The sequence below is a fragment of the Scandinavium tedordense genome (assembly GCF_024764965.1).
Lineage (GTDB): Bacteria > Pseudomonadota > Gammaproteobacteria > Enterobacterales > Enterobacteriaceae > Scandinavium > Scandinavium tedordense.
Genome location: NZ_JALIGG010000056.1, coordinates 442,962 through 468,937 on the forward strand (window position 1 = coordinate 442,962; position 25,976 = coordinate 468,937).

The following is a 25,976-nucleotide window of genomic DNA, read 5'->3' on the forward strand; positions in this document are numbered from 1 at the left end:
TCTTTTCCACCCTTTGAGCTGGACTTAAGTCGGGATAATCACCTGATAAGCAGTACCGAATACAGGAAAGACGTAACCGATGACAGACACCGCGGTAACAAAAAAAAGTAAGCGCTCAATCTGGATCCCGCTGCTGGTGCTGGTAACGCTCGCAGCCTGCGCAACCGCAGGCTATAGCTACTGGCGTATGCAGCAGCAGCCTTCCGCTGATGCGAAGAAAGAGGCGCCGGTGTTCTGGGCGCTGGATACCTTTACGGTGAACCTGGGCGACGCCGATCGTGTGCTTTACGTTGGCATTACGCTGCGTCTGAAAGATGAAGCGACCCGTTCGCGACTGAACGAATACCTGCCGGAAGTGCGCAGCCGTTTACTGCTGCTGTTCTCCCGTCAGGACGCAAACAAACTGGCGACGGATACCGGGAAACAAGACCTGGTGGACGCCATCAAACAGACACTTGCACCACCTCTGGTGGCGGGCCAACCGAAGCAGGAAGTGACTGACGTGCTGTATACAGCTTTCATACTGCGGTAATCCCATGGGCGACAGTATTCTTTCTCAGGCCGAAATTGACGCGCTGCTGAACGGCGACAGCGAGAAGAGCGATGAACCTCAGCCCGGCGCTCCCGGCGAGAGTGACATTCGTCCTTATGATCCTAATACCCAGCGTCGCGTGGTGCGCGAACGCCTACAGGCGCTGGAAATCATTAACGAGCGTTTCGCCCGTCAGTTCCGTATGGGGCTGTTTAACCTGCTGCGTCGTAGCCCGGACATTACCGTCGGCGCGATTCGCATTCAGCCTTATCACGAGTTTGCCCGCAACCTGCCGGTGCCGACCAACCTGAACCTTATTCACCTGAAACCGCTGCGCGGCACCGGGCTGTTTGTGTTCTCGCCAAGTCTGGTGTTTATCGCGGTCGACAACCTGTTCGGCGGCGACGGACGTTTCCCGACGAAAGTGGAAGGCCGCGAATTTACACACACCGAACAGCGTGTGATTAACCGCATGCTGAAGCTGGCGCTGGAAGGGTATAGCGACGCGTGGAAAGCGATTCATCCGCTGGAAGTGGAGTATGTGCGTTCCGAGATGCAGGTGAAATTCACCAACATCACCACTTCGCCGAACGACATTGTGGTCAATACCCCGTTCCATGTGGAAATCGGCAACCTGACCGGTGAATTTAATATTTGCCTGCCGTTCAGCATGATTGAGCCGCTGCGCGAACTGCTGGTCAACCCGCCTCTGGAGAATTCCCGCAGCGAAGATCAGAACTGGCGCGAAAACCTGGTTCGCCAGGTGCAGCATTCCGAACTTGAGCTGGTGGCGAATTTTGCCGATATCTCTCTGCGCCTGTCGCAGATTTTAAAACTCCAGCCAGGCGATGTGCTGCCGATAGACAAACCAGATCGCATTATCGCCAATGTAGACGGTGTGCCGGTATTGACCAGTCAGTATGGCACGGTGAACGGTCAATATGCGCTGCGCGTAGAGCATTTGATCAACCCGATTTTGAACTCGCTGAATGAGGAACAGCCCAAATGAGTGATATGAATAATTCGTCCGATGAAAACAGCGGTGCGATGGACGATCTGTGGGCTGAAGCGTTAAGCGAACAGAAAACAACCGGCAGCAAAAGTGCCGCCGACGCGGTGTTCCAGCAGCTGGGTGGCGGCGACGTCAGCGGTACGTTGCAGGACATTGACCTGATCATGGATATTCCGGTCAAACTGACCGTTGAACTGGGCCGCACCCGGATGACCATCAAAGAGCTGCTGCGCCTGACCCAGGGTTCGGTGGTGTCGCTGGACGGTCTGGCCGGTGAGCCGCTGGATATTCTGATCAACGGCTATCTGATTGCCCAGGGTGAAGTGGTGGTGGTCGCAGACAAATACGGTGTGCGCATTACCGACATCATTACGCCGTCCGAACGTATGCGTCGCCTGAGTCGCTAAAATGAAACCCCAGATTGGCATGTCACATCCGGTCACCACGACCCCACCTTCGTCTCCGCTGATTGAAGTCAGCGGCGCGCTGTTGGGTATTATTCTGCTGATCCTGATAGCAGCGTGGCTCGCAAAACGCTTTGGCATTAGCGGCGTGAAAAACACCGCAACCAAAGAGTTAAAAGTCAGCGCCAGTGCGGCCCTCGGCCAGCGCGAGCGCGTGGTGATTGTCGATGTGGAAGATGCCCGCCTGGTCCTCGGCGTGACCGCCACGCAAGTCACGCTGCTGCACAAACTGCCGCCGACGGTTATCGACCCGGACGCGCCTAAACCTGAAACCCCCGATTTTGCATCACTGATGAAATCCGTTATCAAGCGTCCTGGGAGACTCTGATGCGCCGTCTGTTGTCCCTTTCGCTTGTCGCGCTGCTGCTGTTGTCTCCGGCGGCGTTCGCCCAGTTGCCGGGTCTGGTGAGCCAACCGCTGTCTAACGGCGGCCAGAGCTGGTCGCTGCCAGTGCAGACGCTGGTGTTTATCACCTCGCTGACTTTCCTGCCCGCCATTCTGCTGATGATGACCAGCTTCACCCGCATCATCATCGTGTTTGGCCTGCTGCGCAGCGCCCTCGGCACCGCTTCTGCCCCGCCGAACCAAGTGCTGCTCGGCCTGGCGCTGTTCCTGACTTTTTTCATCATGTCGCCAGTTATCGACAAAATTTACAACGATGCGTATCAGCCATTCAGTGAAGATAAAATCACACTTGAGCAGGCGATTGATAAAGGCGCACAACCGCTGCGTGAATTTATGCTGCGCCAGACCCGGGAAGCGGATTTAGCTTTGTTTGCCCGTCTGGCCAATACGCCACCGATCCAGGGCCCGGAAGCAGTGCCGATGCGTATTTTGCTGCCTGCGTATGTCACCAGCGAGCTGAAAACCGCGTTCCAGATTGGCTTCACCATTTTTATTCCGTTCCTGATTATCGACCTGGTGGTGGCCAGCGTGCTGATGGCGCTGGGGATGATGATGGTACCTCCGGCAACCATTGCGCTGCCGTTCAAGCTGATGCTATTCGTGCTGGTTGACGGCTGGCAACTGCTGGTGGGTTCGCTTGCTCAAAGTTTCTATAGTTAAGGATCGCAGCCATGACGCCTGAATCGGTAATGATGCTTGGCACGGAGGCCATGAAAGTTGCGCTGGCACTGGCGGCCCCGTTGCTGCTGGTGGCGCTGGTGACCGGTTTGCTGATCAGTATTTTGCAGGCGGCGACCCAGATTAACGAAATGACCCTGTCGTTCATTCCAAAAATCATCGCGGTATTCGTGGCGATTATCGTTGCCGGGCCGTGGATGCTGAACCTGCTGCTCGATTATGTGCGTACGCTGTTCACCAACCTGCCGTACATCATCGGATAAGACGGATGCTACATGTCACTAGCGACCAATGGCTGCACTGGCTTAGCCTCTATTTCTGGCCGCTCCTACGCGTGCTGGCGCTGATTTCCACCGCGCCTATCCTCAGTGAAAAATCGGTGCCGAAGCGCGTCAAACTGGGCCTCGGGATTATCATCACTTTTATTATTGCGCCTTCCCTGCCCGCCACCGACGTGACGCTGTTTTCCCCGAACGCGTTGTGGCTGGCGTTACAGCAAATCCTGATTGGCACTGCGCTCGGCTTTACTATGCAGTTTGCGTTCGCCGCGGTGCGAACCGCCGGGGAAGTTATCGGCCTGCAGATGGGCCTGTCATTTGCGACCTTCGTCGACCCCAGTAGCCATTTGAGTATGCCGGTATTGGCCCGCATTATGGATATGCTGGCGATGCTGCTGTTTCTGGTGTTTAACGGCCATCTGTGGCTGATTTCGCTGCTGGTCGATACTTTTCACACCCTGCCAATTGGTGGCCATCCACTCAATAGCAACGCCTTTATGGCCCTGACCCGCGCGGGTGGGCTTATCTTTCTCAACGGTTTGATGCTGGCGCTGCCGATAATCACCCTGTTGTTAACCATTAACCTGGCTCTGGGGATGCTCAACCGCATGGCCCCACAGCTGTCGGTGTTTGTTATTGGTTTCCCGATTACCCTGACCGTCGGTATTATTTTGATGGCCGCGTTAATGCCCCTCATTGCGCCCTTCTGTGAACATCTATTCAGCGAGTTGTTCGATCTATTAGCAGATATTATCAGTGAGATGCCAACGATAAGTTCTCCATAATAATAAAAGGGATATTCTAAGGATATTCTTAAAACCCGACTTCAAAAACATCTACCAGGATATATCTGACGCGGGTCAATTGCTTTTACGGCTCTCACAGAACCTAACATTTACTTTACTTTAAGATGATTCCTGGCAAATTATACGTAACTTTACGGGATAGTTGAGGCCGCCCGATTATCTTCCTTTGCTCTTTGTCAGTACAGCTTCAGCGCATTGTGAAAAATAAGAGACAATCGGGCTATGGGTTAATTATCGTTATGCATTGAGTGAGGGTATGCCATGTCAACGATTATTATGGATCTATGCAGTTACACCCGGCTTGGATTAACCGGGTACTTGACCAGCCGGGGGATAAGGAAACGTGATATCGGCGACGTCGAGACCATCAGTGAGCTTGAAGAGGCCTGCGGGACATTACGCCCGGCTGTCGTGTTCATTAATGAAGACTGCTTTATCCACGATACAGACAGCAGTCAGCAAATAAAGCAGATCATTAATCAACACCCCAGGACGCTTTTTATCGTATTTATGGCAATTGCCAATATACATTTTGATGAGTATCTGTTGGTTCGGGACAATCTGCTTATTAGCTCTAAATCGATTAAACCTGAATCCCTGGACGGTATTCTGGCAGATTATCTGCAGAAGATTAGCGATAACGTTAGCCGGGTTAACATCCCTACTTTATCTTTAAGCAGGACTGAATCGAATATGCTAAAGATGTGGATGTCGGGACAGGGAACGATTCAAATATCCGATCAGATGAATATTAAGGCCAAAACGGTATCATCACATAAAGGTAATATTAAAAAGAAAATAAAAACCCACAATAAACAGGTTATTTATCACGTTGTCCGATTGACAGATAATGTGACGAGCGGGATCTACGTCAATATGCGCTGAAATGCTGAAACAATGCGCTGCACTGGCGGAATGACTCCGCCAGTGGAAAGACGTTTAGCCTACTTTTTCGACAAAAATGCCGTCATCATGGCCCGACTCATTAAAGAACCAGATCCCCATCGGGTAATCTTCCAGCGAAACCAAGTACATCGTCCCTTCACTGAATTGCTCTACTGCCAGCACCACACCTGGCCGACGCGGGCCACCGTCCGTTTTGACCGTTACTCGATCGTTAACCTGCATACCTTTTCTCCTGTCTTTTACTTCAGCCAGTGTAGAACAAAACGCCCATGCTGACAGCGTCCGGTATACCAATGGGTGTTTTTTTCAACGGTCTATACTTTACGGTGGGAGAACAAATGAGGGCCCCGCAATGAAAACTGCCAAAGAGTATAGCGATACGGCAAAGCGCGAAGTGAACGTTGATGTTGATGCCCTGCTCGACGCCATCAACGAAATCAGCGAAAGCGAAGTGCATCGTGCCGGAGACTCCACCCATCATGTCAGTATTGATGGACGTGAGTACCACACCTGGCGCGAGCTGGCCGAAGCCTTTGAGCTTGATATCCATGATTTCAGCATCACGGAAGTGAATCGCTGAACGCAGGCAAAAAAAACCCGACCATGGAGTGATCGGGTTGAAACTTGCTTTAGCAAGAAGCACTTGAAAATTCGCTACACCAAGAAATCTGATGTGGATAAGACATTATCCTCAATTATTTTGTAAGACAAGCAATATTCATAAACACCATGAATATATTTAAGATTTTTCTTGCCTGAATTTACGTTTAAGGAGAGGTAATGCCCGAACTGGATCAGCCCTTGATTGTGTTTACCGACGTTGAGGGCACCCTCCTCGACAGCCACACCCAGTTATGGGAACCCGCCCGCGACTGGCTGCTACGCTTGAAGCAACACAATGTGCCGGTGGTACTGTGCAGCAGCAAAACGGCAGTCGAGATGATGCTGCTGCAAAAAGAACTGGAGCTGGGCGCACAGCCGCTGATTGCCGAGAACGGCGCGGTGATTCAGTTAGCCGCAGACTGGCAGAACGAAGAGGATTACCCTCGCCTGATTACCGGTTCTCCCCACGAAGAAATCCAGCGTATCCTGCAACAGTTACGGGAAAATGACGGTTTTAAGTTCACCACTTTTTCGGACGTGAATGAGCAAACCATCAGCGAATGGACCGGCATGAATCTGCGGCACGCGGAGCTTTCACGTCTGCATGAGGCGTCCGAAACCCTCATCTGGCGCGATACTGACGAGAAGATGCTGGAGTTCACCACGACGCTTTCGTCCCTTGGTCTGCAGTTTGTTCAGGGTGCGCGGTTCTGGCACGTGCTGGATGAGCGTGGCGGCAAAGCCCAGGCCATCACCTGGCTGCTGAGCCGCTATCAGGAAAGGGAAGGATTCCGTCGAGTTTCCATTGGTTTAGGCGACGGGCCGAACGATGCCCCGCTACTCGACGCTACCGACTATGCGGTAGTGGTCAAAGGCTTAAATCGCGAGGGCGTCAGGCTGAAGGATGATTCCCCGCAGCGAGTGTTTCACACCCGTGAAAGCGGTCCGAACGGCTGGCGTGAAGGGCTGGATTACTGGCTGTCATCGTCCTGACAGCACACCCGGTTGCGCCCTTTTTGCTTCGCCAGATACAAACGCCCGTCGGCAATGGATTGCAGATATTCGATATCAAACATCCCTTTCTCATCACTGCTGCTGACGCCAAACGAGGCGCTGATGCGCAGCGTCGCGCTTTTGCCAATCAGGATTTCACGGCTGTTAATTCGCACCCGAATACGTTCCGCCATCGCGCAGGCGTCTTCCCGCGACGCGCCCGGCAGGACGATACAGAACTCTTCCCCACCGACGCGTCCGGCCAAATCCGTTTCGCGTATCTGCGCCCCGATGGTGCCCGCCACGTGGGTCAGCACCCGGTCGCCCGCCTGATGACCAAATCGGTCATTGATGCGTTTGAAGTAATCGAGATCGAGCTGAATCACTGACACCGACTGGCCCTGAGCCTCACTCTGCTTCGCCACTTTCCCCGCCAGGTCAAACAACGAGCTGCGGTTGTATAAACGCGTCAGGCCGTCATGCCACGCCTGCCATTGCAGCGATTCCTGCAACGTGCTCATGTTGCTCACCATTCGGCGAATCACCACCCACGCGAGGAGTAGCATTGAGGTAAAGAGCGCCCACAGCAAGCCCAGCGCAATTGAAATAGCGCCGAAATCGCCACGCACGCCCTCATCAAGGTTGTGAATACGCAGCAGAATGCCATCAAAATTGCGTATTTTTTCCCAGTTAACATAACGGGTGGTAAAGCGCAGACCGCCGCGATCGTCATGCTCAAAGGCCTGCGCCAGTTGGGCTTTTTCTGGCTCGCTCAACGGCGATGGGGTGTCACCCGGCGCCAAAGAGCTGGCGAGCAGGTTCATTTTCCGGTCGTAGAGACGGTATTCGCCTTCGGCTTCTCCCTGAGTAGAAGTGGTCAGCAACTGCTTCATTTGCGCCAGGGAAAACTCAATCGCCAGCACGCCGTGCCAGTAATGCTCATAATCTACAGGAAGCGAAACGGCCACGCGGCGTATCTCACCCTTTGGCGTGTCGGCCATCCAGCTCAGCCAGCGAAGGGTCCGCTCAGGATTATTGTGTTCAGTCTGTTCGGTAAACCACGGACTGGTGACCAGACCGTAATACTTCTCGACCGTATCATCATTGCTGCTCAGCGGATTGTTAGCGATAAAAAAACCGGCACGCGACACGTACATCATTTGCTGCGTCGTGCGTTTAAGGGTGGTGGAAAGTCGCAGCAGATAGCCCACTTCCAGCGTGGCGGTCAGTTCATTACCGAGGATCGCGTTATCGCGAGAGAGCAGGCTCGTTTCATCGACGAAGGCATCGGAAACGCCGTGCACTGGCAGGGTGCGACGGTTATCCAGCAAGATGGACCACTGGTGCAGCGCGCGCTTGCGCTGAAACTCCGCGTCGGCACTGTGCAGCACGTCGAAAGCCAACGGCATGCGAAGGACCGCTTGCATACTGTTCCGGTAAAACATCAGCCGGTCGATGTTGATTTGCAGCTGGTTGTTAAATTCATGCGCCACGTTTTCCAGCGTATTACGCTGGCTGGAAATATAGGCGCCTTCAAGAACGACGACTTCACGCCAGGTCAGCAGCGTTGAGAACAGCAGTACGACAAAAAAACAAACATTCACCACCCGACCCGGGTTGCTATAACGGCTGAGTCTATTCAGCCAGCGCGGATTTTCCACATGTGTAACGTGGTGCACTCAAACTCCCTGAACATTCCCTGATACATCGCCACGACCAACGAAAACGCCCGGCATTCGCCGGGCGGGGTCGTTATGCCTCATCTTGAATCCGCCCATCGCCCGGCATGAGTTCGTCTTCACGGAACGCTTCCCGCTTAACGCCAAACCCATCATACCAACGGCATTCAATCATTCCGCTGGCATAGCCGGTGACAACCATACGCGGCCCACCAATTTTCGGCTGAACTTCATCACTGACCAAAAAGACCATGACTGCCTCCGGTATCAGAGTGAAACTGTTTCACGATAGCTGAAAATGACGGGCTTTGCGTAGTCCCTGAAAAATATTTACGCAGCCGAACGCAGCCGCGATACCAGGTTGACGCCCAGCAGAACGACCGCGCCAACCACAAAACCGAAGATCAAATTAAACAACGTCGGCGCGAGGAGAGCAACGATGCCACCCTGCCCTGCGGCAAAATGTTCAATGAGATGATGCAGCGGCGCGATACCGTGAACCACGATCCCGCCGCCGACTAAAAACATCGCCAGCGTCCCGACGACCGTCAGCACTTTCATCAGTAACGGCGCGATAAACAGCAACGCTTTGCCCACGGCCTGCGCGATGGCGCTGGTTTTCTCCACCAGCCAATAGCCCATGTCGTCAAGTTTTACAATCACGCCCACCAGACCATACACGCCAATGGTTACCAGGATTGCAATGCCGGAAAGGATAAGCACCTGGTTGAGCAGCGGTGCATCGGCCACAATGCCGAGCGTAATCGCCACGATTTCGGCGGACAGAATGAAATCTGTACGCACCGCGCCTTTCACTTTATCTCGCTCAAACTCCATCGGATCCTGTTTGGCGATCGCTGCCAGGCGCTGCTTGCGCTCCTCTGGCCCTTCTTTGTGCTTGCGCGCATGCAGAGAATGCAGCACTTTTTCTACACCTTCAAAGCACAGGAACGCTCCGCCAATCATCAGCAGCGGCGTGATAGCCCACGGTAAAAAGGCACTAATTAACAACGCCAACGGTACGAGGATCACCTTATTCAGAAATGACCCTTTCGCCACGCTCCACACCACCGGCAGCTCGCGATTGGCGCGCACGCCAGACACCTGCTGCGCATTGAGCGACAAATCATCCCCCAGTACTCCGGCGGTTTTCTTCGCCGCCAGTTTGCCCATCAGAGAAATATCGTCCAATAGCGTGGCAATATCGTCGAGTAAGGTTAAAAGACTGCTTCCGGCCACATGATGCTCCTTCCGTTCTTCATGGTTCTATTTGCCTTACAGTATGAAGCAAAAGACGCACCGCGCCCATGCATACAAAGTGTCAACAAAAATACAACATAATCCACTGATTAAAGCGCTCGCCAGACGGTTGGTTTTCCCGTTAACTATATGCTTTGTGTCCCATACCCCAGCCACTTCTAAATGCAGGTAGGCGGCAATCGAATGACAAATTCGTCGGGAACGAATTTGACCAGCCATTAGCTGGCCACCGATGAGCTTATTCAAGTAAGTGATTCGGATGAATGAGAGCAACCAATACCCTGGCATTTTAAGGGCGACGAGCATTTCGTGAGGATGTATGCAGGTCAAACAACTATTACCGCTCATTGGAGCGCTTTTTGCACTTTATATCATCTGGGGATCGACCTATTTTGCCATCAGCATTGGCGTTGAAAGCTGGCCGCCGATGATGATGGCCGGGGTGCGCTTTCTGTCTGCCGGTGTACTGTTGATGGCTTACTTGCTGTTAACCGGGCATAAACTGCCCGCCCGCCGTCCACTGCTCAACGCCGCTCTGATTGGCGTGCTGCTGTTGGCCATTGGCAATGGTTTTGTCACTATCGCTGAACATCAGCGCGTGGCTTCCGGTATTGCGGCGGTGATGGTCGCAACGGTGCCGCTTTTTGCGCTGTGTTTCAGCTATTTGTTCGGGATTAAAACCCGCAAACTGGAATGGCTCGGCATCGCCATTGGCCTTGCGGGTATTGTGCTGCTGAACAGCGGCGGCAACCTGAGCGGCAACCCATGGGGCGCGATCCTTATCCTGATTGGCTCGCTGAGCTGGGCGTTTGGTTCGGTATATGGCTCGCGGATTGAACTGCCGAGCGGCATGATGGCCGGAGCGGTAGAAATGCTGGCTGCAGGCATTGTGCTGATGTGCGGGTCGGTTCTCTCTGGCGAACGTTTGACGCAAATGCCGACGCTATCGGGTTTTCTGGCGGTGGCTTATCTGGCGGTTTTCGGCTCGCTGATTGCCATAAATGCCTATATGTATCTGATTCGCAACGTCTCTCCGGCGGTCGCAACCAGCTACGCCTACGTCAATCCGGTCGTGGCGGTGCTGCTCGGTACCCATTTTGGCGGCGAATCTTTGTCATCCCTTGAATGGCTGGCTTTAGGCGTGATTATCTTCGCTGTCGTGCTGGTGACGCTCGGCAAAACCCTGTTCCCGGTGCGTGCGCCCGCTACATCTTGTGAGCTGGAGAAGTAACCGCCAGCGGCGCAATGCCTTGAATGTCGATCTGCGCGCTGCCTTCGCCGCCGCAGATCCACTCTTCCAGCCTGTCTGTTAACGCCGTATCACTGAGTTTCAGTTTTCCTCGCAGCGCACATTCCCAAACCACCAGCACTCGCCAGTCCTGCTCCTGAAGCAACGCAACATCTCGGGCGTCTCGCACCACATTTTTGCCTATTTTTTGCAGCCAGAAGTCGGTCCGCGTTTCGGGAATTTTAAACAGATAGCAGTTGTGATGATGCCAGAAACAACCGTGGGTAAAGAGAACACAACGGTATTCGGTGAGGACAAAATCGGGGCGGCCGGGCAAGGTCGCATCCTGAACGGTATATTCAAAACCGGCGTTGTTCAGCAATGCAGCCAGACGTTTCTCAATGACGGTATTCTGCGTGCCGATGGCACGCATATTTTTGCTTCTTGTGGCGGGGTTATGAACGTCCGCCATCGGCTTTCTCTGACTGACGCAGTTCCACCGCCTGCAAAATGCGAGATTTGAGCAATTTCGCTACCGCTGCAAATGCGGGAACCACCACTGAGTTGCCAAACTGGCGATAGGCCTGAGTATCTGACACCGGGATGCGGAACTGATAACCCTGCGGTGATTCAAAGCCCATCAGTCGCGCGCATTCGCGCGGTGTCAGACGACGTGGGCGTCGCTGCTGGTTTTGTGGATCGTCAAAATTCAGCTCGCCAAGCGCCTTGTCCCATCCTCTGTCGATCAGGATCTCCGCGCCGTCTTTGTAATAGCGAGCGGAAAGCGTACGCGCCACACTGCCCGGGCGGGTGGGATCAACCAGCCCGTAGCCAAAACCGTTGCCGCGCGCCTGATGCTTTTTGGCATAGCGATACAGGTATTTCCACAGCACCGGGGTGAGGATAAATTTGGCGTCAACCGTTGGCTCAAGCAATTCACCGAACGTCGGACGACGTTCCGGATACAGCGCGGGTAAATCACGCAACGTAAAGCCCTGATGCAGCTTCTGATCCCGACGAAAACCCACCAGCACGATGCGTTCGCGGTGCTGCGGCAGGAAATGCTGACCATCGATGATTTTCGGATCATCAGCACCCATTTCTGCGGAATCAGAAACGTCATAGCCTAGTGAATCCAGCGTTTGCATGATGATGCGGAAGGTTTTTCCCCCGTCGTGGCTTTTCAGGTTCTTGACGTTTTCCAGCACAAAAATGGCCGGACGACAGGCATCAATGATCCGCGCCACGTCAAAAAACAGCGTGCCTTGCGTATCGCAGGCAAAGCCGTGCGCCCGTCCCATGGCATTTTTCTTTGATACGCCCGCCAGCGAAAACGGCTGACAGGGAAAGCCCGCCAGCAACACGTCGTGCTGCGGGATAACGCTACGAATATGCCCCGCGGCTTCGCTGTCGCTGACGTCCGCTTTGTGACTGAGCGTCACATCGCGGATATCTTCATTAAACTGATGTTCAGCCGGGTCGCAGTACCAGTTGGCTTTATAGGTACGAACGGCGTGCTTGTTCCATTCGCTGGTAAACACGCACTGGCCGCCGATGGCTTCAAAGCCGTTGCGGATCCCGCCGATGCCCGCAAACAAATCGATAAAGCGAAATGAAGCAGGATGCATGGAAGGCTGCGGTAACAGCGCCGCCAAACGGGAAAACTCATTCTCACCCAGGCGGCGATTGATTTTCCCGTTGTCCGTCGCGCGTTTCAGAATAGCCGGGCTCCAGTGCTGTTCTCCCACGGCGTTGAGCGTTGCCACAAGGGTTTTTAAATCGTATATCGTCAGCAGCTGATTAAGCAGTGTCTGTGCGTCTGGCCCGGAATATTCCGCGTCTTGAGAGGGGAGAGTGCGAGTAAGTGTGTGCTGCATTTCAGTAACCGGGACAGACCATTTTCGCTGAGAGTAACACAATTTCCGCGGATGAACTCAGGCGTGCGGCGCAAAACGCGTCAGAATATCCTCATCATATTCCAGATAATCGCCCTGCAACTCTGCGCTGATTTTGGCCATAAACTGCACCAGATAGCGGGCATTGTGCACGGCCAGGGCTTTACCCTGCTCGGTTTGCATGGTGGCCGGAAGTCGAAGGAGTTTGTTCTGAAAATGATCGAGGGCGTAACGCTGGTCATTCAGCGGGCGAGAATCTGCAAACGGATCGTCGGCGTTGAACAGGGAAACATTTAAGCGGCCCGCCACGGTAAAGACGCGTGCCAGACCAATGGCCCCCAGCGATTCCAGCCTGTCGGCATCCTGCACAATTTTGGCTTCGCGCGTGGTTGGCGTGATGTTGGCGCTGTGACTATGCGCTTCAATCACATGCGCCACGGCTGGATAGAGCGATTCGGGGAAATCAGGGAAATCGTCGCGCAGGATGTTCAACGTTTTTTGCGATGCCATTATCGACGAACGACTGCGTTCCGGATGATTTTTCGGCAGGCTGACGATGTCATGAAAATAGCATGCCGTCAGGATGACGCGCTCATCGACCTTTTCGCCTTCAGCCAGACGTTGAGAAGTGGCCCAGACGCGGCGGAAATGAGAAATATCATGGGCCACGTCGTCATTGTCGTGATGCTGGGTCAGCCAGTTTTCAAAGCGTTGTTGCCAGGATTGCACTGTCATTCTTCCCTCGAGCGTTGCGTCATCAGAGAGTCGAGAATAGCAGTTTTTTATGTCAGCTTCCTGACGGTTCAGCACCACGTGGACGTGTGCACCAGGCAATCCCGCCGAGGATAGCACCCACGATACTGAGCACCAGAAAACCGAAAAACGCACCCAGCCATTTCCCCCACTAAGCATTCCAACTTATTCAAATGAGTGAAGTGAAATTTCTCTGATCTTCGGCAATTTTCAGGCAGAGGACGTCTTATGTTATTTAATGACCTGTTCACCCTTTATTGATCTGAAATTTTTCTTATTTTTCTGCACGGAGGGGCAAACTGTCAGGTTCCATACTTTATTTTATTTGCACATCATGTAAGTATCTTCTCTGCTTTTTGTTTTTTTACACTGCACTCACTTTTATTATCATTAATAAGACCTGGCAAAATATTTTGTCAGGTTTTTTTTTGCCTTCACGATAAACAGAACGATTAGTCCAAATATATTCATTGATTGGGTGAATCATATTTCAAATAATGACAGTAACAGTAACAAAAATCAGCAAAGCCAATGAATAAGCCGCATGAATGACAACCAGCCTTTCATTGCAGTGACATATGGAAACCCAAACAGAAACCATCTAAATTGATTTTAATAATTTACTTACACGTTTTATTTAAATTAAACTGAACTTCGTGGCGACTATCATTTTGAAGTTTGGATAGCGCCTCTTTCATTCATAAAATAAACCATTCAAAGGATTGTATAATGAAAAGAAATGTATTGGCAATTATCGTGCCGGCCTTACTGTTGGCTGGCGCAGCAAATGCGGCTGAAATTTATAATAAAGACGGTAATAAACTTGATTTATACGGCAAAGTTGATGCCCGTCATCAGTTCTCTGACAATGTAGGTGACGATGGCGATGCGACCTACGTGCAAGTAGGTTTCAAAGGTGAGACCCAGATTACGAATGATCTCATTGGCTTTGGCCAGTGGGAATACAAAATGATGGCCAACAATACTGAAGATAACGGTGGCAACACTGCGTGGACGCGTCTGGCCTATGCCGGTCTGAAATTCGGCGACTACGGCTCCTTCGATTACGGCCGTAACTACGGCGTAGTGTACGATGTGGAAGCCTGGGCCGATATGCTGCCGGTATTCGGTGGCGACTCCTACTCCTGGACCGACAACTATATGGTTGGCCGTGCTAACGGTCTGGCGACTTACCGCAACTCTGACTTCTTCGGCCTGGTGGATGGCTTGAGTTTCGCCCTGCAATATCAGGGTACTAACGAAGGCACCAATGCAAACGAAGATCAGGAAGGTACCAATAACGGGCGCGATATACGCTTCCAGAATGGCGACGGTTATGGTCTTTCCACTGTCTACGATTTCGGTATGGGTCTGAGCGTAGGCGCCGCCTACTCCTCCTCTGACCGTACCAACGAGCAGGAAGGTGTAGGTGCCGGCAACAATCGCTACAGCAAATACGCCGGTGGCGAAGAAGCCCAGGCGTGGACCATTGGTGGCAAATACGATGCTAACGACGTCTACCTGGCGATGATGTACTCCGAAACCCTGAACATGACGCCATACGGTGACGAAGGCATCGCTAACAAAACGCAGAACTTTGAAGCTGTTGCACAGTATCAGTTCGACTTCGGCCTGCGTCCGTCCTTAGCGTGGGTCTATTCAAAAGGTGTTGATCTTGGCGGTAATATCACCGGCAATGGCAACATTGATTACGTTGACCAGGATCTGGTGAACTACATCGATATCGGCGCGTACTACTACTTCAACAAAAACTTCACCACCTACGTTGATTACAAAATCAACCTGCTGGATGGCGATGACGATTTCTACAACGACAACGGGATTTCTACCGATGACGTTGTTGGCGTGGGCATGATTTACCAGTTCTAACTGACGCCTTCCCTATCAGGCCCGCCGCGAGCGGGCTTTTTTGTGCCTGAATTTCAGGAAGCGGCGTCGAAATCAGTCGCCTCACTTCGATTTGAAAGGACCGTTCTGAGGTCTGGAGCAGCAAGGGAAGACCTACAACTGACTGCAATTGACGCCTTTAAGTCAGCAAATTTCTTTTACGATGACGGGTAATCAGTTAGCGAGGCAGGGCTCGCATACGTTCAATTGTGTTAACCAGCAGCATTCCTTCGACCTGTTACGGCAGATCGGAAGCTTGCCAACGGACGGACGCTGAACATAAAGCACGACCAAACCGTGGATAAAAGCAGAAGAGCACATCAGACATTTCTGCCTTTTTGCTTTGGTTTACGGGCGTTGCATAGAGATGAGTCAGCGAGGACTATACTGGATAAGGAAACAAGTCGAAGGAAGTACGGGTTCTCTCAACAAAATTTCATAGATTGCATCAATGAGATTTTGGTCACTGAAACGAAACGGCGTAAGTGATTGAATAGTGGCGGAGAGAGGGGGATTTGAACCCCCGGTAGAGTTGCCCCTACTCTAGTTTTCGAGACTAGTCCGTTCAGCCGCTCCGGCATCTCTCCGCTGAGTGGTTGCCATGATGCCAGGTTCTTTGGCATTTTAACAGACCCTGTCCCTTCAATTGATATCAAGTGACGAGTTTGCGAGCAAAGCGATGATTAAATGGCCCTGGAAAGCACATGACGCTCCCATAAGCGAGGATATTCCTTGGGAGCAGGCACTTGCCATTCCTGTCCTGGCAAGTCTTTCACCGGAAGAACAGCTCAGACTCACTCAGCTGGCGGACCGTTTCCTGCAGCATAAACGCCTTGTTCCTTTGCAGGGGCTTGAACTGAACCCGCTGCAAACGGCGCGCATCGCGATGCTGTTTTGTCTGCCCGTACTTTCTCTCGGGATCGAGTGGCTCGATGGTTTCCATGAAGTTCTGATTTACCCTGCCCCGTTTGTGGTCGACGACGAGTGGGAGGATGATATTGGCCTGATCCACAGCCAACGCATGGTGCAATCAGGGCAAAGCTGGCAACAGGGCCCGATTGTGTTGAACTGGCTGGATATTCAGGACTCATTCGATGCCTCCGGCTTTAACCTTATTGTCCATGAAGTGGCGCATAAACTGGACGTGCGTAACGGCGATCGCGCCAGCGGTGTGCCGCCGATCTCCCTTCGCGAGGTCGCAGGTTGGGAACATGACCTCCATGCGGCAATGAATAACATTCAGGATGAAATTGATTTAGTGGGTGAAAGTGCTGCCAGCATCGATGCCTATGCCGCGACGGACCCTGCTGAATGTTTCGCCGTGCTCTCAGAATACTTCTTCAGCGCACCAGAGCTGTTTGCCCCGCGCTTCCCCGCGCTATGGCAGCGTTTCTGTCATTTTTATCATCAGGATCCGCTCCAGCGAATTCGTGAAAATGGCAGTGATGAACGCAGTAATCTGCACGTAGTACACTAAAACGGCACATTGCCTTTATTTCATGCAATTGAATCAGTCAGTTAAATTTAGTGTTGACACAAAAAAGGCCGCCCTTTAATATGCGCCTCGTTCACACGATTCCTCTGTAGTTCAGTCGGTAGAACGGCGGACTGTTAATCCGTATGTCACTGGTTCGAGTCCAGTCAGAGGAGCCATATTTAGAAAAGCCTGCTCAGGAAACTGAGCGGGCTTTTTGCTTATTTAAATCTGATAATCAATCGCCACTTCTTCCGGCTCCATCACCTGCCGTTTGATCTCCTCGACCGACAAGCCCGCATTGCACAGCTCCAGGAAGCGCCAGACATAGTTGCGCTGGAGTTGACCGCGCTTCAGACCCAGCCAGACCGTATTGGCATCAAATAAATGGTGTGTGTCCAGCCGGGTCAACCGCCCTGTTTCCTGATTATCGCCCGACTGTTCAGCCACCAGCCCAATCCCCAACCCGAGTTCGACGTAGGTTTTGATGACGTCGGAATCCTGCGCGCTCAGCACGATATCCGGCACCAGCCCTTTGCGATTAAATGCTTCGTCGATGCGTGACCGCCCGGTGATGCCCTGGCGATAGGTGATGAGTGGCCAGCGTGCGATGGCCTCCAGCGTCAGAGGGACAGTTTGGGTCAGGGGATGCCCTTCCGGGACCAGCAGATTGTGATGCCAGCGGAACCACGGGAACGCCGCCAGAGTTGAATCATTGCTCAGACGCTCGCTGGCAATGCCGATATCCGCCCCACCGTTATGCAAAAGCGCTTCAATCTCTTGCGGCGTGCCCTGGATGAGCTCCAGCCTGACCTCTTTGAATAATTCACGGAACGCCTTGATAACCGGCGGTAAACTGTATCGCGCCTGGGTATGCGTGGTGGCGATGGTCAACACGCCAGAAGCGTCGTTGGTAAACAGGTCGGCAAGACGACGTACGTTGCTCGCCTCGTTCAGGATACGTTCAGCAATGACCAGCAGTGCTTTGCCAGGCTCGGTCATCCCGAGCAGACGCTTGCCGCGACGGATGAAAATCTCAATGCCGAGTTCTTCTTCCAGTTCACGAATGTGTCGGCTCACGCCAGACTGCGAGGTGTAAAGCATGTTGGCGACTTCGGTCAGGTTGTAATCCTGCCGAGCCGCCTCGCGAATAATTTTGAGTTGCTGGAAATTCACCCTTTCCTCCAGAGGCCTGCAGATATAACGCTATTGTTAGAGTCTGCGCCTCTGGTGAACAAATAATAAAAACCCGCAACTTATACTTTTAAAGCATAACGCTTAGCTCACCATCAGCAGTTCGCGATTCTCAAGCGAAGGACGACTGACCAGCGACATCAAAATCTCTTTCACCGCATGAGCCTGTGGAGACAGCGACCCACGGGCTGACATGTTCAGCGACAGCGGTAAGCTCATCGACGGCGTGGTGATGCGAGCCATCCAGCCATTAGCCGCACCGCACAGCGAACGCGCAGCAGACTCCGGCAGTACCGTCACGCCCATTCCGCTGGCAATTGCGGCGGTCAGAGTGGAGAGCGATTCAATTTCGCCGATAATTTTCGCTGTCAGACGACGCAGCGAAAAGGCTTCATCGACCCGCGCCCGCACCGCGCTGTAGTCGCGCGGCAGGAAAAGATTCATCTCAGCAATCGCCGCCAGGTCGACACTCTGCCCCGGACAATCGCGGGTGCCAACCAGCCACAAATCTTCTTTCAGCAATTGCTGGCTGGTGATCCCGGCCACCGGTGAGCGTTCATACAGCACCGCCATATCGAGCTGCCCGCCAAGCAGTTTATCGTTCAGCACGGTGCCGCTGTTTTCATGCAGATACACGGTGACTTCAGGCAATTCGTTACGCACCGCCTGAAGCAGCGGCATGGTAATGGATGATGCGGCGGTGCCCGGGGCTAACCCAATCGACACCTGGCCACTCAGGGTCTGGCCGATATTACACACCGCCATCTGCGCTTGTTCGCACTGACGCAATATAGTCCGCGCATGGGTGTAGAGAATTTTACCGGCTTCCGTCGGCGTAACGCCCCGTTTGGTGCGGATAAGGAGCTGCTGATCCATCTCACCTTCCAGCGTAGCCACCTGCTGACTTAATGCGGGCTGAGCGATATGCAACACCTCAGCAGCCTGGGTCAGGCTACCGATATCGACGATTTTTACGAAGTATTTCAGTCGTCTTAAGTTCATTTTGCCTCCAGTTCGGGATGCCAGTGCCAACGCCGGCGATTCAGTTGTAGGAGGAGTTGCAATATGCTTGCCAGTTTTTGACCAAACGGACAAGAAGGCCCAGACAGGCCGTAGAATAAGAGATGCTAATAATTTCGCTGCTTTTAGTAACCCGTCAACGGATTGCGCTATGCCCTATCAGGAGACGAGTTGCACCAACTCAGTGCGCATTGTGCTAATTTTCAGCAATTGCGCTCATTTTGCTGAAATTGTCAGCAATCAAACACAAGGAGCGCATACAAGCTTTGACATGCTGCTCAGGCATCGCTACTATTCGCCCCGTTCACACGATTCCTCTGTAGTTCAGTCGGTAGAACGGCGGACTGTTAATCCGTATGTCACTGGTTCGAGTCCAGTCAGAGGAGCCATATTTAAGAAGCCCGCTTAAGGAAACTTAAGCGGGCTTTTTGCTTTTATCGAATAGCCTTTCCTGAAGCAGATTACACTCTCTTCGGGGGTCACAGGCGCATCTGTACGCCTGTAACGCGGTAAACGCCCGCCAGCCTCTACAGGCGATTAGTCAGGCTTTTGGCTCTGAACTTTAGCAATGTAAGCTTTCACCACCTGATAAACATAATCCTGACAGGCCAGTCCCGTTTGCGGGTCATAGGTTCCCTGATTGGTAATGTTGTTCGACAGGATCCGGATCCCCACAAACGGAATGTTAAAGGCAGCGGAAATCTGCGCCGCGGAGGCGGTTTCCATCTCTTCGACGGAAGTCTGATAGTTGCTGTGGAATGCGTGGATGCGGTCCAGTTCACTGTTCCACATATCGGCTGACCCGATAACCCCTTCCACGACGTTGCCCTTCTTGTAGCGCTCTTTCACGCTTTCCGCCACGGAGAGAAGCTGTGCATCTGCCGGGAATTTACGGATCGTATGCGGGGTCTTATCCTCACCTGCACTCCCCTTCGAGGCCAATAGATCCATCGGTTTCCATTGTAATGAGTCGCTGCCCTCGCCCATCTGCTTATGAGGTGTTTTAAACGCCCCCAGGTTAACCGAGTATTTGCCTAATACAATGTCATACACTTTCAGTGCCGGATCATGCCCCCCCGCGGTTCCCTGGTTAATGATAGCTACCGGGTGAAACTGCGTCGCAGCAATAGCCGTGGCCGCAGAGGCATTAGACATCCCTTTCAGGGTCTCAGAAACCACGACCGGATAACCATCAACCGTCCCGCGCCAGAAGCGCCAGCCTCCAATATCCAACTCTTGTGGATTATCAAGCCGTTGGGCGAAACGCTCTGCTTCGACGGGCATCGCCCCCTGGATAACAATCGGCCCTGTGACACGCTGCTGAGCCAAACTTAACGAAGAGACGGCCATGCAGCACGCTGCCACGGACATCACGATTGTCTTATTATTCATCACTACCACTTCTCTATTAAAAGCAAACGATTACCTTAACTAAAATCAAACCGTTAAGAAATATCTTTTTCCGTCACTACGGGTTCGTTATGGCGGCTTGATATCCTGGGGGTAACGGTATCGTTTTTTAGAACGCCCTAATTCTTCAGTTTTTTCCGCTGGCTTTTGTTTCACATTCCTGTGACATACTATCGGGTAACACCGCAGAGCTGAATGAAGGAGCGAATGATGAATAATAAAGGTGCCGGCCTGACCCCGGAACAAGCGCTGGAACAACTTGATGAGCTCTACAACCAATCGGTAACTGCGCTGCGTGAAGCCATTGGCCGCTTTATTAACGACAACGTGCTGCCCGACAATGAACAGCGTGCGAAAGGGTTATTCGTTTACCCCTCGCTGTCCGTTTCCTGGGATGGCGAGGCGCACAATGCGCTGAAAACCCGGGCCTGGGGCCGCTTTACTCACGCCGGTTGTTACACCACAACCATCACCCAGCCCACGCTATTCAGACCTTATCTGCTGGAACAGCTGACCTCGCTGTACCAGGATTACGGCGCGCATATTACCGTTGAGCTGTCGCAACATGAGATTCCGTATCCTTACGTGATTGATGGCTCCACTCTGACGCTGGATCGCTCAATGAGCGCCGGTCTGACGCGCCACTTCCCGACCACCGATTTAGCGCAGATCGGCGATGAAACCGCAGATGGCCTGTTCCATCCAACCGAACAATACCCGCTGTCGCATTTTGACGCTCGCCGCGTGGATTTCTCCCTCGCCCGCCTGCGCCACTACACCGGCACCCCGGTTGAACATTTCCAGCCGTTCGTGCTGTTCACCAACTACACCCGCTATGTAGATGAGTTTGTCCGCTGGGGATGCAGCCAAATTCTCGATCCGGACAGCCCGTATATCGCCCTTTCCTGCGCAGGTAGCGTGTGGATTACCGCCGATACCGAAGCGCCGGAAACGGCCGTGTCTGACCTTGCGTGGAAAAAACACCAAATGCCCGCCTGGCACCTGATAACGAAAGACGGTCAGGGCATTACGCTGATTAATATCGGCGTGGGCCCGGCGAATGCCAAAAATATTTGCGACCACCTGGCGGTACTGCGCCCGGACGTGTGGCTGATGATTGGCCACTGCGGCGGCCTGCGTGAAAGCCAGACCATCGGTGATTACGTGCTGGCCCACGCGTATCTGCGTGACGACCACGTTCTCGATGCCGTTCTGCCGCCGGACATCCCGATTCCGAGCATCGCCGAAGTGCAGCGCGCGCTGTATGACGCCACCAAACAGGTCAGTGGCATGCCAGGCGAAGAAGTTAAACACCGTCTGCGTACCGGTACCGTCGTGACCACCGATGACCGAAACTGGGAACTGCGCTACTCCGCCTCCGCGCTGCGCTTTAACCTCAGCCGCGCCGTGGCGATTGATATGGAAAGCGCCACCATTGCGGCGCAGGGTTACCGCTTCCGTGTACCTTACGGCACCTTGCTGTGCGTGTCGGACAAACCGCTGCACGGTGAGATTAAACTGCCGGGACAGGCGAACCGTTTCTATGAAGGCGCCATTTCCGAGCATCTGCAGATAGGCATTCGCGCCATCGATCTTCTCCGTGCAGAAGGCGACAAACTGCATTCGCGTAAGCTGCGCACCTTCAACGAACCGCCGTTCCGTTAAAAATCAGGATAATGACAATGCAACCGACATCACCTCTTTCTGCCTTGCGCGCCTATCTTCACGCGCAAGCGCTGGATGGCATGATTGTGCCACGTGCTGATGCGTGGCAGAGCGAATACGCAGCGCCGAATGATAATAAATTGGCGTGGCTGACAGGATTTACCGGCTCTGCGGGCGTGGCTCTGGTACTTCAGGACCGCGCGCTGATTCTGGTGGATGGCCGATATCAGGTCCAGGTCCGCAGTGAAGTCGATTTGCAAGCCTGGGAAATCCATCATCTGCATAATGAGCCGCTAGAGACGCATCTGCCCCCCGGAAGTCGCATAGGGTTTGATCCCATGCTGATGGTGAACAGTCAGTTTGAAGCCCTGAGCGCCACCGGGTGCAAACTCGTGCCGATGGCCGACGATCCGTTCGCTACCATCTGGCATGAGCGCCCTGCTGCGCCAAATGGCGCCATCCGCGAAATGCCGCTCAGCGTAGCGGGAGAAAGCAGTGACGATAAACGCGCACGTATCGCTGCGATTCTGGATACTCACGGCGCGGATTATCTCGCCGTGACCCAGCCGGACAATATCGCCTGGCTACTCAACGTTCGTGGGACGGATATCGCCACCAGCCCGGTTCCACTGTCCTTCCTTTTATTAAGCCGTGACCGCGATGTGGAATGGTTCGTCGATGCCGGAAAAACGTCCGGTTTACCACAGACTCTGCTCTGCGGACTGACGCTTTCGCCAATGGACCAACTGGTGTCGCGCTGCCAGCAAATTGCTGACGGGAAGCACATTCAGCTGGATGCCGACAGTGCGCCGGTTGCGCTGCGTTTTGCCGTAGAACAACACGGTGGCGAAGTGAAATGGGCCGCGGACCCAATAACGTTTATCAAAGCGACGAAGAACGCCGTCGAGCTGGAAGGCTATCGTGACAGCCACCATAAAGATGGCGCGGCATGGGTAAATTTCATTGCCTGGCTGGCGCACGAAGTTCCGGCGCGTCTCGCGTCGGGCAAGCCGTTAACCGAGCTGGAAGCGCAGGCCAAACAGCTCACTTTTCGCGAGCAACAGGAAAACTTTATCGAGCTGAGTTTTGACACGATTTCTGCCGCGGGCGCAAACGCCGCGATGTGCCATTACCACTCCAGCGAAGCCACAAACGGCGCAATCACGGCCGACAGTTTCTATCTGAACGATTCAGGCGGGCAGTATCACAACGGCACCACCGACGCGACGCGCACGCTGGCATTTGGCCCGCTTGATCCTCAGCGAAAGCGGCATTACACCGTGGTACTGAAAGGCTTTTTGTCGCTCATTACCCTACAATTCCCGTCTGGTAGCTGCGGCCACCAGCTGGATGCGTTCGCGCGTCGGCCACTGTGGGAGCTTGGCATAGACTTTGATCACGGCACCGGGCACGGCGTTGGGCATCAGTTGCTTATCCACGAAGCCCCGCACCGAATTGCGAAAAAAGTCAATCCGTGGCCGCTGGCGGCAGGGAATATCATCACTATCGAGCCGGGCTATTATCTGGAAGGGCAGTACGGGATCCGCATTGAAAATCAGGTTGAAGTCGTCGATGCGCAGACTGGCTTCTGTCGTTTCGCCTCATTGACGATGATCCCCATCGATCTGAGCCAGGTCGAGCTCAATCTGCTCACCGAGCAGGAAAAACAGTGGCTGGACGATTACCATCAGCAGGTGCGTGAAGTGCTTTCTCCACGCGTCGACAGCGATGCCCGTCCGTGGCTGTTCGCCGCAACGGCTCCCGTTCGGGTGCAGGTAAGTTAAGACAATCGCAAGTGACCGGCGGCGCAAGCTTGCCGGGCTTACGGTTCAGTGCAGCATTTTGAATTTGTCGGCCTGAAAAGGGTAAACGCGAAAAAGCAAAAAGCCCGCTCAGTTTCCTGAGCGGGCTTTTCTAAATATGGCTCCTCTGACTGGACTCGAACCAGTGACATACGGATTAACAGTCCGCCGTTCTACCGACTGAACTACAGAGGAATCGTGTGAACGGGGCGCATATTATCGATGCGCCCGCGCCTTGTCAAAGGCTGTTTTTCACAATTTTAATCGTTTGCCGATTTCTTCCACAGACTGGGTAAAAATCACTCCCAAGCCCGCTCCGCTTTTGCTGCATCGAACTGCGGTGGCGGCTTGCGGAAGCGTCCGGTCAGGTACGCCAGATACAGTAAACCGACTCCGGCCCACACCAGTCCCAGCGTTAAGGACGTCGCTTCCAGATTGATCCACAGCACGGCTACGGTTGCAGCACCAATCAGTGGCATGATCAGGTAATTCACCTTATCTTTCCAGGTTTTGTTACGGCCTTCACGACGCCAGAAGTGGTTGAACACCGACAGATTCACGAAGGTAAACGCCACCAGCGCACCGAAGTTAATCAACGCCGTTGCGGTCACCAGGTCGAAGAACAGCGCCGACAGCGAAACCACGCCCACCATCAGCACGTTCAGCGCCGGGGTACGCCATTTCGGATGTACGTAACCGAAGTATTTTTCCGGGAACACGTTATCACGGCCCATAACGTACAGCAGGCGCGACACGCTCGCATGAGATGCCAAACCAGACGCCAGCGTGTTCACAAACGTGGTGCAGAGGAAAATCGACTGGAACAGCTTGCCGCCAACGTACAGCGCAATTTCCGGCAACGCGGCATCCGGGTTCTTGAAGCGGCTGATATCCGGGAAGAACAGCTGCATGAAGAACGACGCCACAATAAAGATGATCCCGCCGTACACCGCCGTCAGGAAAATCGCTTTCGGGATTGTTTTCGCCGCATCCGGGGTTTCTTCAGACAGCGTGGTCACTGCATCAAAACCGAGGAATGAGAAGCAGACTATCGTCGCCCCCGTAATAATCGGGATCAGGTGCGCGTTCTGGCTGACAAACGGTTGCAGCGACCAGACCGTGCCGACGCCCTCTCCTTTATGCAGCCCTTGCACCACCAGGATGATGAACACCACCATGATGCAAATCTGCACCAGCACAAACAAGGTATTGAAGTTCGCCACCAGATTGACACTTTTCAGGTTTGCGGCGGTGAGGATGACCACAAAGCCGACGACCCAAATCCACGGTGCTACGTCAGGGAACAACGCGGAGAGATAGATTTTCGCCAACAGGACGTTAATCATCGGCAGGAACAGATAATCCAGCAGCGATGACCAGCCGACCATAAACCCGACGTGCGGGCTAATGGACTTCTGCGCGTAGGTATAAGCGGATCCCGCCTGCGGGAACTGGCGAACCAGTTTGCCGTAGCTGATCGCGGTGAACAACACGCCCGCCAGCGCCAACAAATACGACGCTGGTACGTGTCCGTTGCTGATACCGGAAACAATACCGAAAGTATCAAACACCGACATCGGGGTGAGATAGGCCAGACCCATCACCACCACCTGCCAGAGTTTTAAAGATTTGCGCAGCTGCGGTTTACCCGTCTGCGACTTGAGTTCGACAGAGGAATTAGTCGCCATGTCGAAGCCCCCCCATGCGCGTCCAGGTTTGCGATAATATCGTCGTTGTTGCAAACCTGCTTAGCCTGGAGGTGAGTCGTGTCAATAAAGGAGAAAACGTCGGGCAAGTACCGGAAGCCGGTCCGTCGTAGTCAATGCGGCAACGGCGTTCACCTTCGCCGTGCGGGTATTTAAACATCTGCATCATCTCATTTCCTCGTCATACAATTTGTCGTTTAACTGAAGACCCGTTGCCGCCTGCGCTCCTTTACGCGACACCGGGAAATGGCAGGTTGCCCTGCGAAACGTCCGGTCTGGCTCCGCTCAGACCGTATGATGCTGCT

General features: G+C 53.4%; 26 protein-coding genes, 4 tRNA genes and 1 pseudogene. 17 read left to right on the forward strand and 14 right to left on the reverse strand.

The annotated features are described in order from the left end of the window. Nucleotides 1-79: 79 nt before the first annotated feature. From fliL to rcsA, 8 genes are all read left to right on the forward strand, one after another. Nucleotides 80-532 (forward strand): flagellar basal body-associated protein FliL, encoded by a 453-nt coding sequence (gene fliL, locus MUU46_RS15290; RefSeq protein WP_258965942.1) that lies wholly within the window; start codon nt 80-82, stop codon nt 530-532. Between the two features lie 4 nt (nt 533-536). Beyond that, nucleotides 537-1,541, forward strand: coding sequence for a flagellar motor switch protein FliM (fliM, locus tag MUU46_RS15295; RefSeq protein ID WP_258965943.1), 1,005 nt, complete (start codon nt 537-539; stop codon nt 1,539-1,541). After that, complete coding sequence (gene fliN / locus MUU46_RS15300) at nt 1,538-1,951, forward strand: flagellar motor switch protein FliN (protein ID WP_159753323.1); 414 nt, start codon at nt 1,538-1,540, stop codon at nt 1,949-1,951. The genes fliM and fliN overlap by 4 nt, the downstream gene beginning before the upstream one ends. A gap of 1 nt (nt 1,952) precedes the next feature. After that, nucleotides 1,953-2,336, forward strand: coding sequence for a flagellar biosynthetic protein FliO (gene fliO, locus MUU46_RS15305; protein WP_159753321.1), 384 nt, complete (start codon nt 1,953-1,955; stop codon nt 2,334-2,336). Then, the gene (gene fliP, locus MUU46_RS15310) at nt 2,336-3,073 is read left to right on the forward strand and encodes a flagellar type III secretion system pore protein FliP (protein WP_159753319.1); all 738 of its coding nucleotides are present in this window, start codon (nt 2,336-2,338) and stop codon (nt 3,071-3,073) included. Before fliO ends, fliP begins: the two co-directional genes overlap by 1 nt. Nucleotides 3,074-3,084: 11 nt before the next feature. After that, complete coding sequence (gene fliQ / locus MUU46_RS15315; RefSeq protein WP_110509611.1) at nt 3,085-3,354, forward strand: flagellar biosynthesis protein FliQ; 270 nt, start codon at nt 3,085-3,087, stop codon at nt 3,352-3,354. 5 nt (nt 3,355-3,359) lie between these two features. Further along, the gene (gene fliR / locus MUU46_RS15320) at nt 3,360-4,154 is read left to right on the forward strand and encodes a flagellar biosynthetic protein FliR (RefSeq protein ID WP_258965944.1); all 795 of its coding nucleotides are present in this window, start codon (nt 3,360-3,362) and stop codon (nt 4,152-4,154) included. Nucleotides 4,155-4,436: 282 nt separating this feature from the next. Then, nucleotides 4,437-5,060, forward strand: a complete 624-nt coding sequence (rcsA, locus tag MUU46_RS15325) for a transcriptional regulator RcsA (protein ID WP_159753315.1) — start codon at nt 4,437-4,439, stop codon at nt 5,058-5,060. A gap of 54 nt (nt 5,061-5,114) precedes the next feature. Here rcsA and dsrB read toward each other — a convergent pair whose 3' ends face one another. Further along, nucleotides 5,115-5,303 (reverse strand): protein DsrB, encoded by a 189-nt coding sequence (gene dsrB / locus MUU46_RS15330; RefSeq protein ID WP_159753313.1) that lies wholly within the window; start codon nt 5,301-5,303, stop codon nt 5,115-5,117. A gap of 130 nt (nt 5,304-5,433) precedes the next feature. Between dsrB and yodD the strand changes: the two genes are divergently transcribed. Continuing rightward, nucleotides 5,434-5,661 (forward strand): YodD family peroxide/acid resistance protein, encoded by a 228-nt coding sequence (gene yodD, locus MUU46_RS15335; protein ID WP_110509607.1) that lies wholly within the window; start codon nt 5,434-5,436, stop codon nt 5,659-5,661. 200 nt (nt 5,662-5,861) lie between these two features. Next, nucleotides 5,862-6,677, forward strand: a complete 816-nt coding sequence (locus MUU46_RS15340) for a mannosyl-3-phosphoglycerate phosphatase-related protein (RefSeq protein WP_159753311.1) — start codon at nt 5,862-5,864, stop codon at nt 6,675-6,677. Here MUU46_RS15340 and dgcQ read toward each other — a convergent pair. From dgcQ to MUU46_RS15355, 3 genes are all read right to left on the reverse strand, one after another. Further along, nucleotides 6,656-8,356, reverse strand: coding sequence for a cellulose biosynthesis regulator diguanylate cyclase DgcQ (gene dgcQ / locus MUU46_RS15345; RefSeq protein ID WP_258965945.1), 1,701 nt, complete (start codon nt 8,354-8,356; stop codon nt 6,656-6,658). The two genes, MUU46_RS15340 and dgcQ, sit on opposite strands and share 22 nt — an antisense overlap. A gap of 73 nt (nt 8,357-8,429) precedes the next feature. Continuing rightward, on the reverse strand, nt 8,430-8,609 hold the full coding sequence (locus MUU46_RS15350) for a YodC family protein (protein WP_159753307.1): 180 nt from the start codon (nt 8,607-8,609) through the stop codon (nt 8,430-8,432). 77 nt (nt 8,610-8,686) lie between these two features. Beyond that, nucleotides 8,687-9,595, reverse strand: a complete 909-nt coding sequence (locus tag MUU46_RS15355; protein ID WP_159753305.1) for a DUF808 domain-containing protein — start codon at nt 9,593-9,595, stop codon at nt 8,687-8,689. 340 nt (nt 9,596-9,935) lie between these two features. On the opposite strand from MUU46_RS15355, the gene yedA reads away from it, so the two are divergent. Then, entirely contained in the window at nt 9,936-10,847 is a 912-nt protein-coding gene (gene yedA, locus MUU46_RS15360; RefSeq protein WP_159753303.1) for a drug/metabolite exporter YedA, read from the forward strand. Here yedA and MUU46_RS15365 read toward each other — a convergent pair. The 4 genes and pseudogenes from MUU46_RS15365 to MUU46_RS23055 all read right to left on the reverse strand — a co-directional run. After that, complete coding sequence (locus MUU46_RS15365) at nt 10,822-11,316, reverse strand: very short patch repair endonuclease (protein ID WP_258965946.1); 495 nt, start codon at nt 11,314-11,316, stop codon at nt 10,822-10,824. The two genes, yedA and MUU46_RS15365, sit on opposite strands and share 26 nt — an antisense overlap. Continuing rightward, the gene (locus MUU46_RS15370) at nt 11,300-12,721 is read right to left on the reverse strand and encodes a DNA cytosine methyltransferase (protein ID WP_258965947.1); all 1,422 of its coding nucleotides are present in this window, start codon (nt 12,719-12,721) and stop codon (nt 11,300-11,302) included. The genes MUU46_RS15365 and MUU46_RS15370 overlap by 17 nt, the downstream gene beginning before the upstream one ends. A 57-nt stretch (nt 12,722-12,778) precedes the next feature. After that, nucleotides 12,779-13,474, reverse strand: a complete 696-nt coding sequence (locus tag MUU46_RS15375) for a phosphohydrolase (RefSeq protein WP_159753297.1) — start codon at nt 13,472-13,474, stop codon at nt 12,779-12,781. A 52-nt stretch (nt 13,475-13,526) separates the two neighbouring features. Then, a pseudogene (locus MUU46_RS23055) lies at nt 13,527-13,640 on the reverse strand (cell division protein DrpB); the annotation flags it as partial. Nucleotides 13,641-14,221: 581 nt separating this feature from the next. On the opposite strand from MUU46_RS23055, the gene ompC reads away from it, so the two are divergent. Further along, nucleotides 14,222-15,382 (forward strand): porin OmpC, encoded by a 1,161-nt coding sequence (gene ompC, locus MUU46_RS15380; RefSeq protein ID WP_258965948.1) that lies wholly within the window; start codon nt 14,222-14,224, stop codon nt 15,380-15,382. A 515-nt stretch (nt 15,383-15,897) separates the two neighbouring features. Here the strand turns inward: ompC and MUU46_RS15385 are convergent. Further along, nucleotides 15,898-15,987, reverse strand: a tRNA-Ser gene (locus MUU46_RS15385). Between the two features lie 92 nt (nt 15,988-16,079). On the opposite strand from MUU46_RS15385, the gene mtfA reads away from it, so the two are divergent. Further along, nucleotides 16,080-16,877, forward strand: coding sequence for a DgsA anti-repressor MtfA (mtfA, locus tag MUU46_RS15390; protein WP_258965949.1), 798 nt, complete (start codon nt 16,080-16,082; stop codon nt 16,875-16,877). A 100-nt stretch (nt 16,878-16,977) separates the two neighbouring features. Then, nucleotides 16,978-17,053: transfer RNA gene (locus MUU46_RS15395), tRNA-Asn, on the forward strand. A 46-nt stretch (nt 17,054-17,099) separates the two neighbouring features. Here the strand turns inward: MUU46_RS15395 and cbl are convergent. Both cbl and nac read right to left on the reverse strand, forming a co-directional pair. Further along, a complete protein-coding gene (cbl, locus tag MUU46_RS15400; RefSeq protein WP_159753291.1) occupies nt 17,100-18,050 on the reverse strand; it encodes an HTH-type transcriptional regulator Cbl in 951 nt (316 codons plus the stop codon). A 102-nt stretch (nt 18,051-18,152) separates the two neighbouring features. After that, entirely contained in the window at nt 18,153-19,070 is a 918-nt protein-coding gene (gene nac, locus MUU46_RS15405; RefSeq protein WP_110509595.1) for a nitrogen assimilation transcriptional regulator NAC, read from the reverse strand. Between the two features lie 331 nt (nt 19,071-19,401). On the opposite strand from nac, the gene MUU46_RS15410 reads away from it, so the two are divergent. Beyond that, a tRNA-Asn gene (locus MUU46_RS15410) sits at nt 19,402-19,477 on the forward strand. A 148-nt stretch (nt 19,478-19,625) separates the two neighbouring features. On the opposite strand, the gene MUU46_RS15415 is transcribed toward MUU46_RS15410, so the two are convergent. Further along, nucleotides 19,626-20,480 carry a 5'-methylthioadenosine/S-adenosylhomocysteine nucleosidase gene (locus MUU46_RS15415; protein WP_159753287.1) on the reverse strand — a complete coding sequence of 285 codons (855 nt, stop codon included), beginning with the start codon at nt 20,478-20,480 and terminating at the stop codon, nt 19,626-19,628. 228 nt (nt 20,481-20,708) lie between these two features. On the opposite strand from MUU46_RS15415, the gene MUU46_RS15420 reads away from it, so the two are divergent. Next, a complete protein-coding gene (locus tag MUU46_RS15420) occupies nt 20,709-22,163 on the forward strand; it encodes an AMP nucleosidase (protein ID WP_258966020.1) in 1,455 nt (484 codons plus the stop codon). Nucleotides 22,164-22,180: 17 nt separating this feature from the next. Beyond that, entirely contained in the window at nt 22,181-23,947 is a 1,767-nt protein-coding gene (locus tag MUU46_RS15425) for an aminopeptidase P family protein (protein WP_258965950.1), read from the forward strand. Nucleotides 23,948-24,084: 137 nt separating this feature from the next. On the opposite strand, the gene MUU46_RS15430 is transcribed toward MUU46_RS15425, so the two are convergent. Together MUU46_RS15430 and MUU46_RS15435 are read right to left on the reverse strand one after the other, a co-directional pair. Next, nucleotides 24,085-24,160 (reverse strand) — tRNA-Asn (locus MUU46_RS15430). A 104-nt stretch (nt 24,161-24,264) separates the two neighbouring features. Beyond that, nucleotides 24,265-25,653 (reverse strand): APC family permease, encoded by a 1,389-nt coding sequence (locus tag MUU46_RS15435; RefSeq protein ID WP_258965951.1) that lies wholly within the window; start codon nt 25,651-25,653, stop codon nt 24,265-24,267. Nucleotides 25,654-25,976 lie beyond the last annotated feature (323 nt).

Excerpts from the sequence above, each read along its gene's own strand:
- fliM (WP_258965943.1), top strand. The coding sequence starts at position 537 with ATGGGCGACAGTATTCTTTCTCAGGCCGAAATTGACGCGCTGCTGAAC.
- MUU46_RS15420 (WP_258966020.1), top strand. The coding sequence starts at position 20,709 with ATGAATAATAAAGGTGCCGGCCTGACCCCGGAACAAGCGCTGGAACAA.
- fliP (WP_159753319.1), top strand. The coding sequence starts at position 2,336 with ATGCGCCGTCTGTTGTCCCTTTCGCTTGTCGCGCTGCTGCTGTTGTCT.
- MUU46_RS15365 (WP_258965946.1), bottom strand. The coding sequence starts at position 11,316 with ATGGCGGACGTTCATAACCCCGCCACAAGAAGCAAAAATATGCGTGCC.
- nac (WP_110509595.1), bottom strand. The coding sequence starts at position 19,070 with ATGAACTTAAGACGACTGAAATACTTCGTAAAAATCGTCGATATCGGT.
- MUU46_RS15415 (WP_159753287.1), bottom strand. The coding sequence starts at position 20,480 with ATGAATAATAAGACAATCGTGATGTCCGTGGCAGCGTGCTGCATGGCC.
- MUU46_RS15425 (WP_258965950.1), top strand. The coding sequence starts at position 22,181 with ATGCAACCGACATCACCTCTTTCTGCCTTGCGCGCCTATCTTCACGCG.
- yodD (WP_110509607.1), top strand. The coding sequence starts at position 5,434 with ATGAAAACTGCCAAAGAGTATAGCGATACGGCAAAGCGCGAAGTGAAC.
- MUU46_RS15340 (WP_159753311.1), top strand. The coding sequence starts at position 5,862 with ATGCCCGAACTGGATCAGCCCTTGATTGTGTTTACCGACGTTGAGGGC.
- yedA (WP_159753303.1), top strand. The coding sequence starts at position 9,936 with ATGCAGGTCAAACAACTATTACCGCTCATTGGAGCGCTTTTTGCACTT.
- MUU46_RS15375 (WP_159753297.1), bottom strand. The coding sequence starts at position 13,474 with ATGACAGTGCAATCCTGGCAACAACGCTTTGAAAACTGGCTGACCCAG.
- MUU46_RS15435 (WP_258965951.1), bottom strand. The coding sequence starts at position 25,653 with ATGGCGACTAATTCCTCTGTCGAACTCAAGTCGCAGACGGGTAAACCG.
- mtfA (WP_258965949.1), top strand. The coding sequence starts at position 16,080 with ATGATTAAATGGCCCTGGAAAGCACATGACGCTCCCATAAGCGAGGAT.
- MUU46_RS15370 (WP_258965947.1), bottom strand. The coding sequence starts at position 12,721 with ATGCAGCACACACTTACTCGCACTCTCCCCTCTCAAGACGCGGAATAT.
- fliL (WP_258965942.1), top strand. The coding sequence starts at position 80 with ATGACAGACACCGCGGTAACAAAAAAAAGTAAGCGCTCAATCTGGATC.
- fliQ (WP_110509611.1), top strand. The coding sequence starts at position 3,085 with ATGACGCCTGAATCGGTAATGATGCTTGGCACGGAGGCCATGAAAGTT.
- fliO (WP_159753321.1), top strand. The coding sequence starts at position 1,953 with ATGAAACCCCAGATTGGCATGTCACATCCGGTCACCACGACCCCACCT.
- ompC (WP_258965948.1), top strand. The coding sequence starts at position 14,222 with ATGAAAAGAAATGTATTGGCAATTATCGTGCCGGCCTTACTGTTGGCT.
- dsrB (WP_159753313.1), bottom strand. The coding sequence starts at position 5,303 with ATGCAGGTTAACGATCGAGTAACGGTCAAAACGGACGGTGGCCCGCGT.
- rcsA (WP_159753315.1), top strand. The coding sequence starts at position 4,437 with ATGTCAACGATTATTATGGATCTATGCAGTTACACCCGGCTTGGATTA.
- fliN (WP_159753323.1), top strand. The coding sequence starts at position 1,538 with ATGAGTGATATGAATAATTCGTCCGATGAAAACAGCGGTGCGATGGAC.
- MUU46_RS15350 (WP_159753307.1), bottom strand. The coding sequence starts at position 8,609 with ATGGTCTTTTTGGTCAGTGATGAAGTTCAGCCGAAAATTGGTGGGCCG.
- fliR (WP_258965944.1), top strand. The coding sequence starts at position 3,360 with ATGCTACATGTCACTAGCGACCAATGGCTGCACTGGCTTAGCCTCTAT.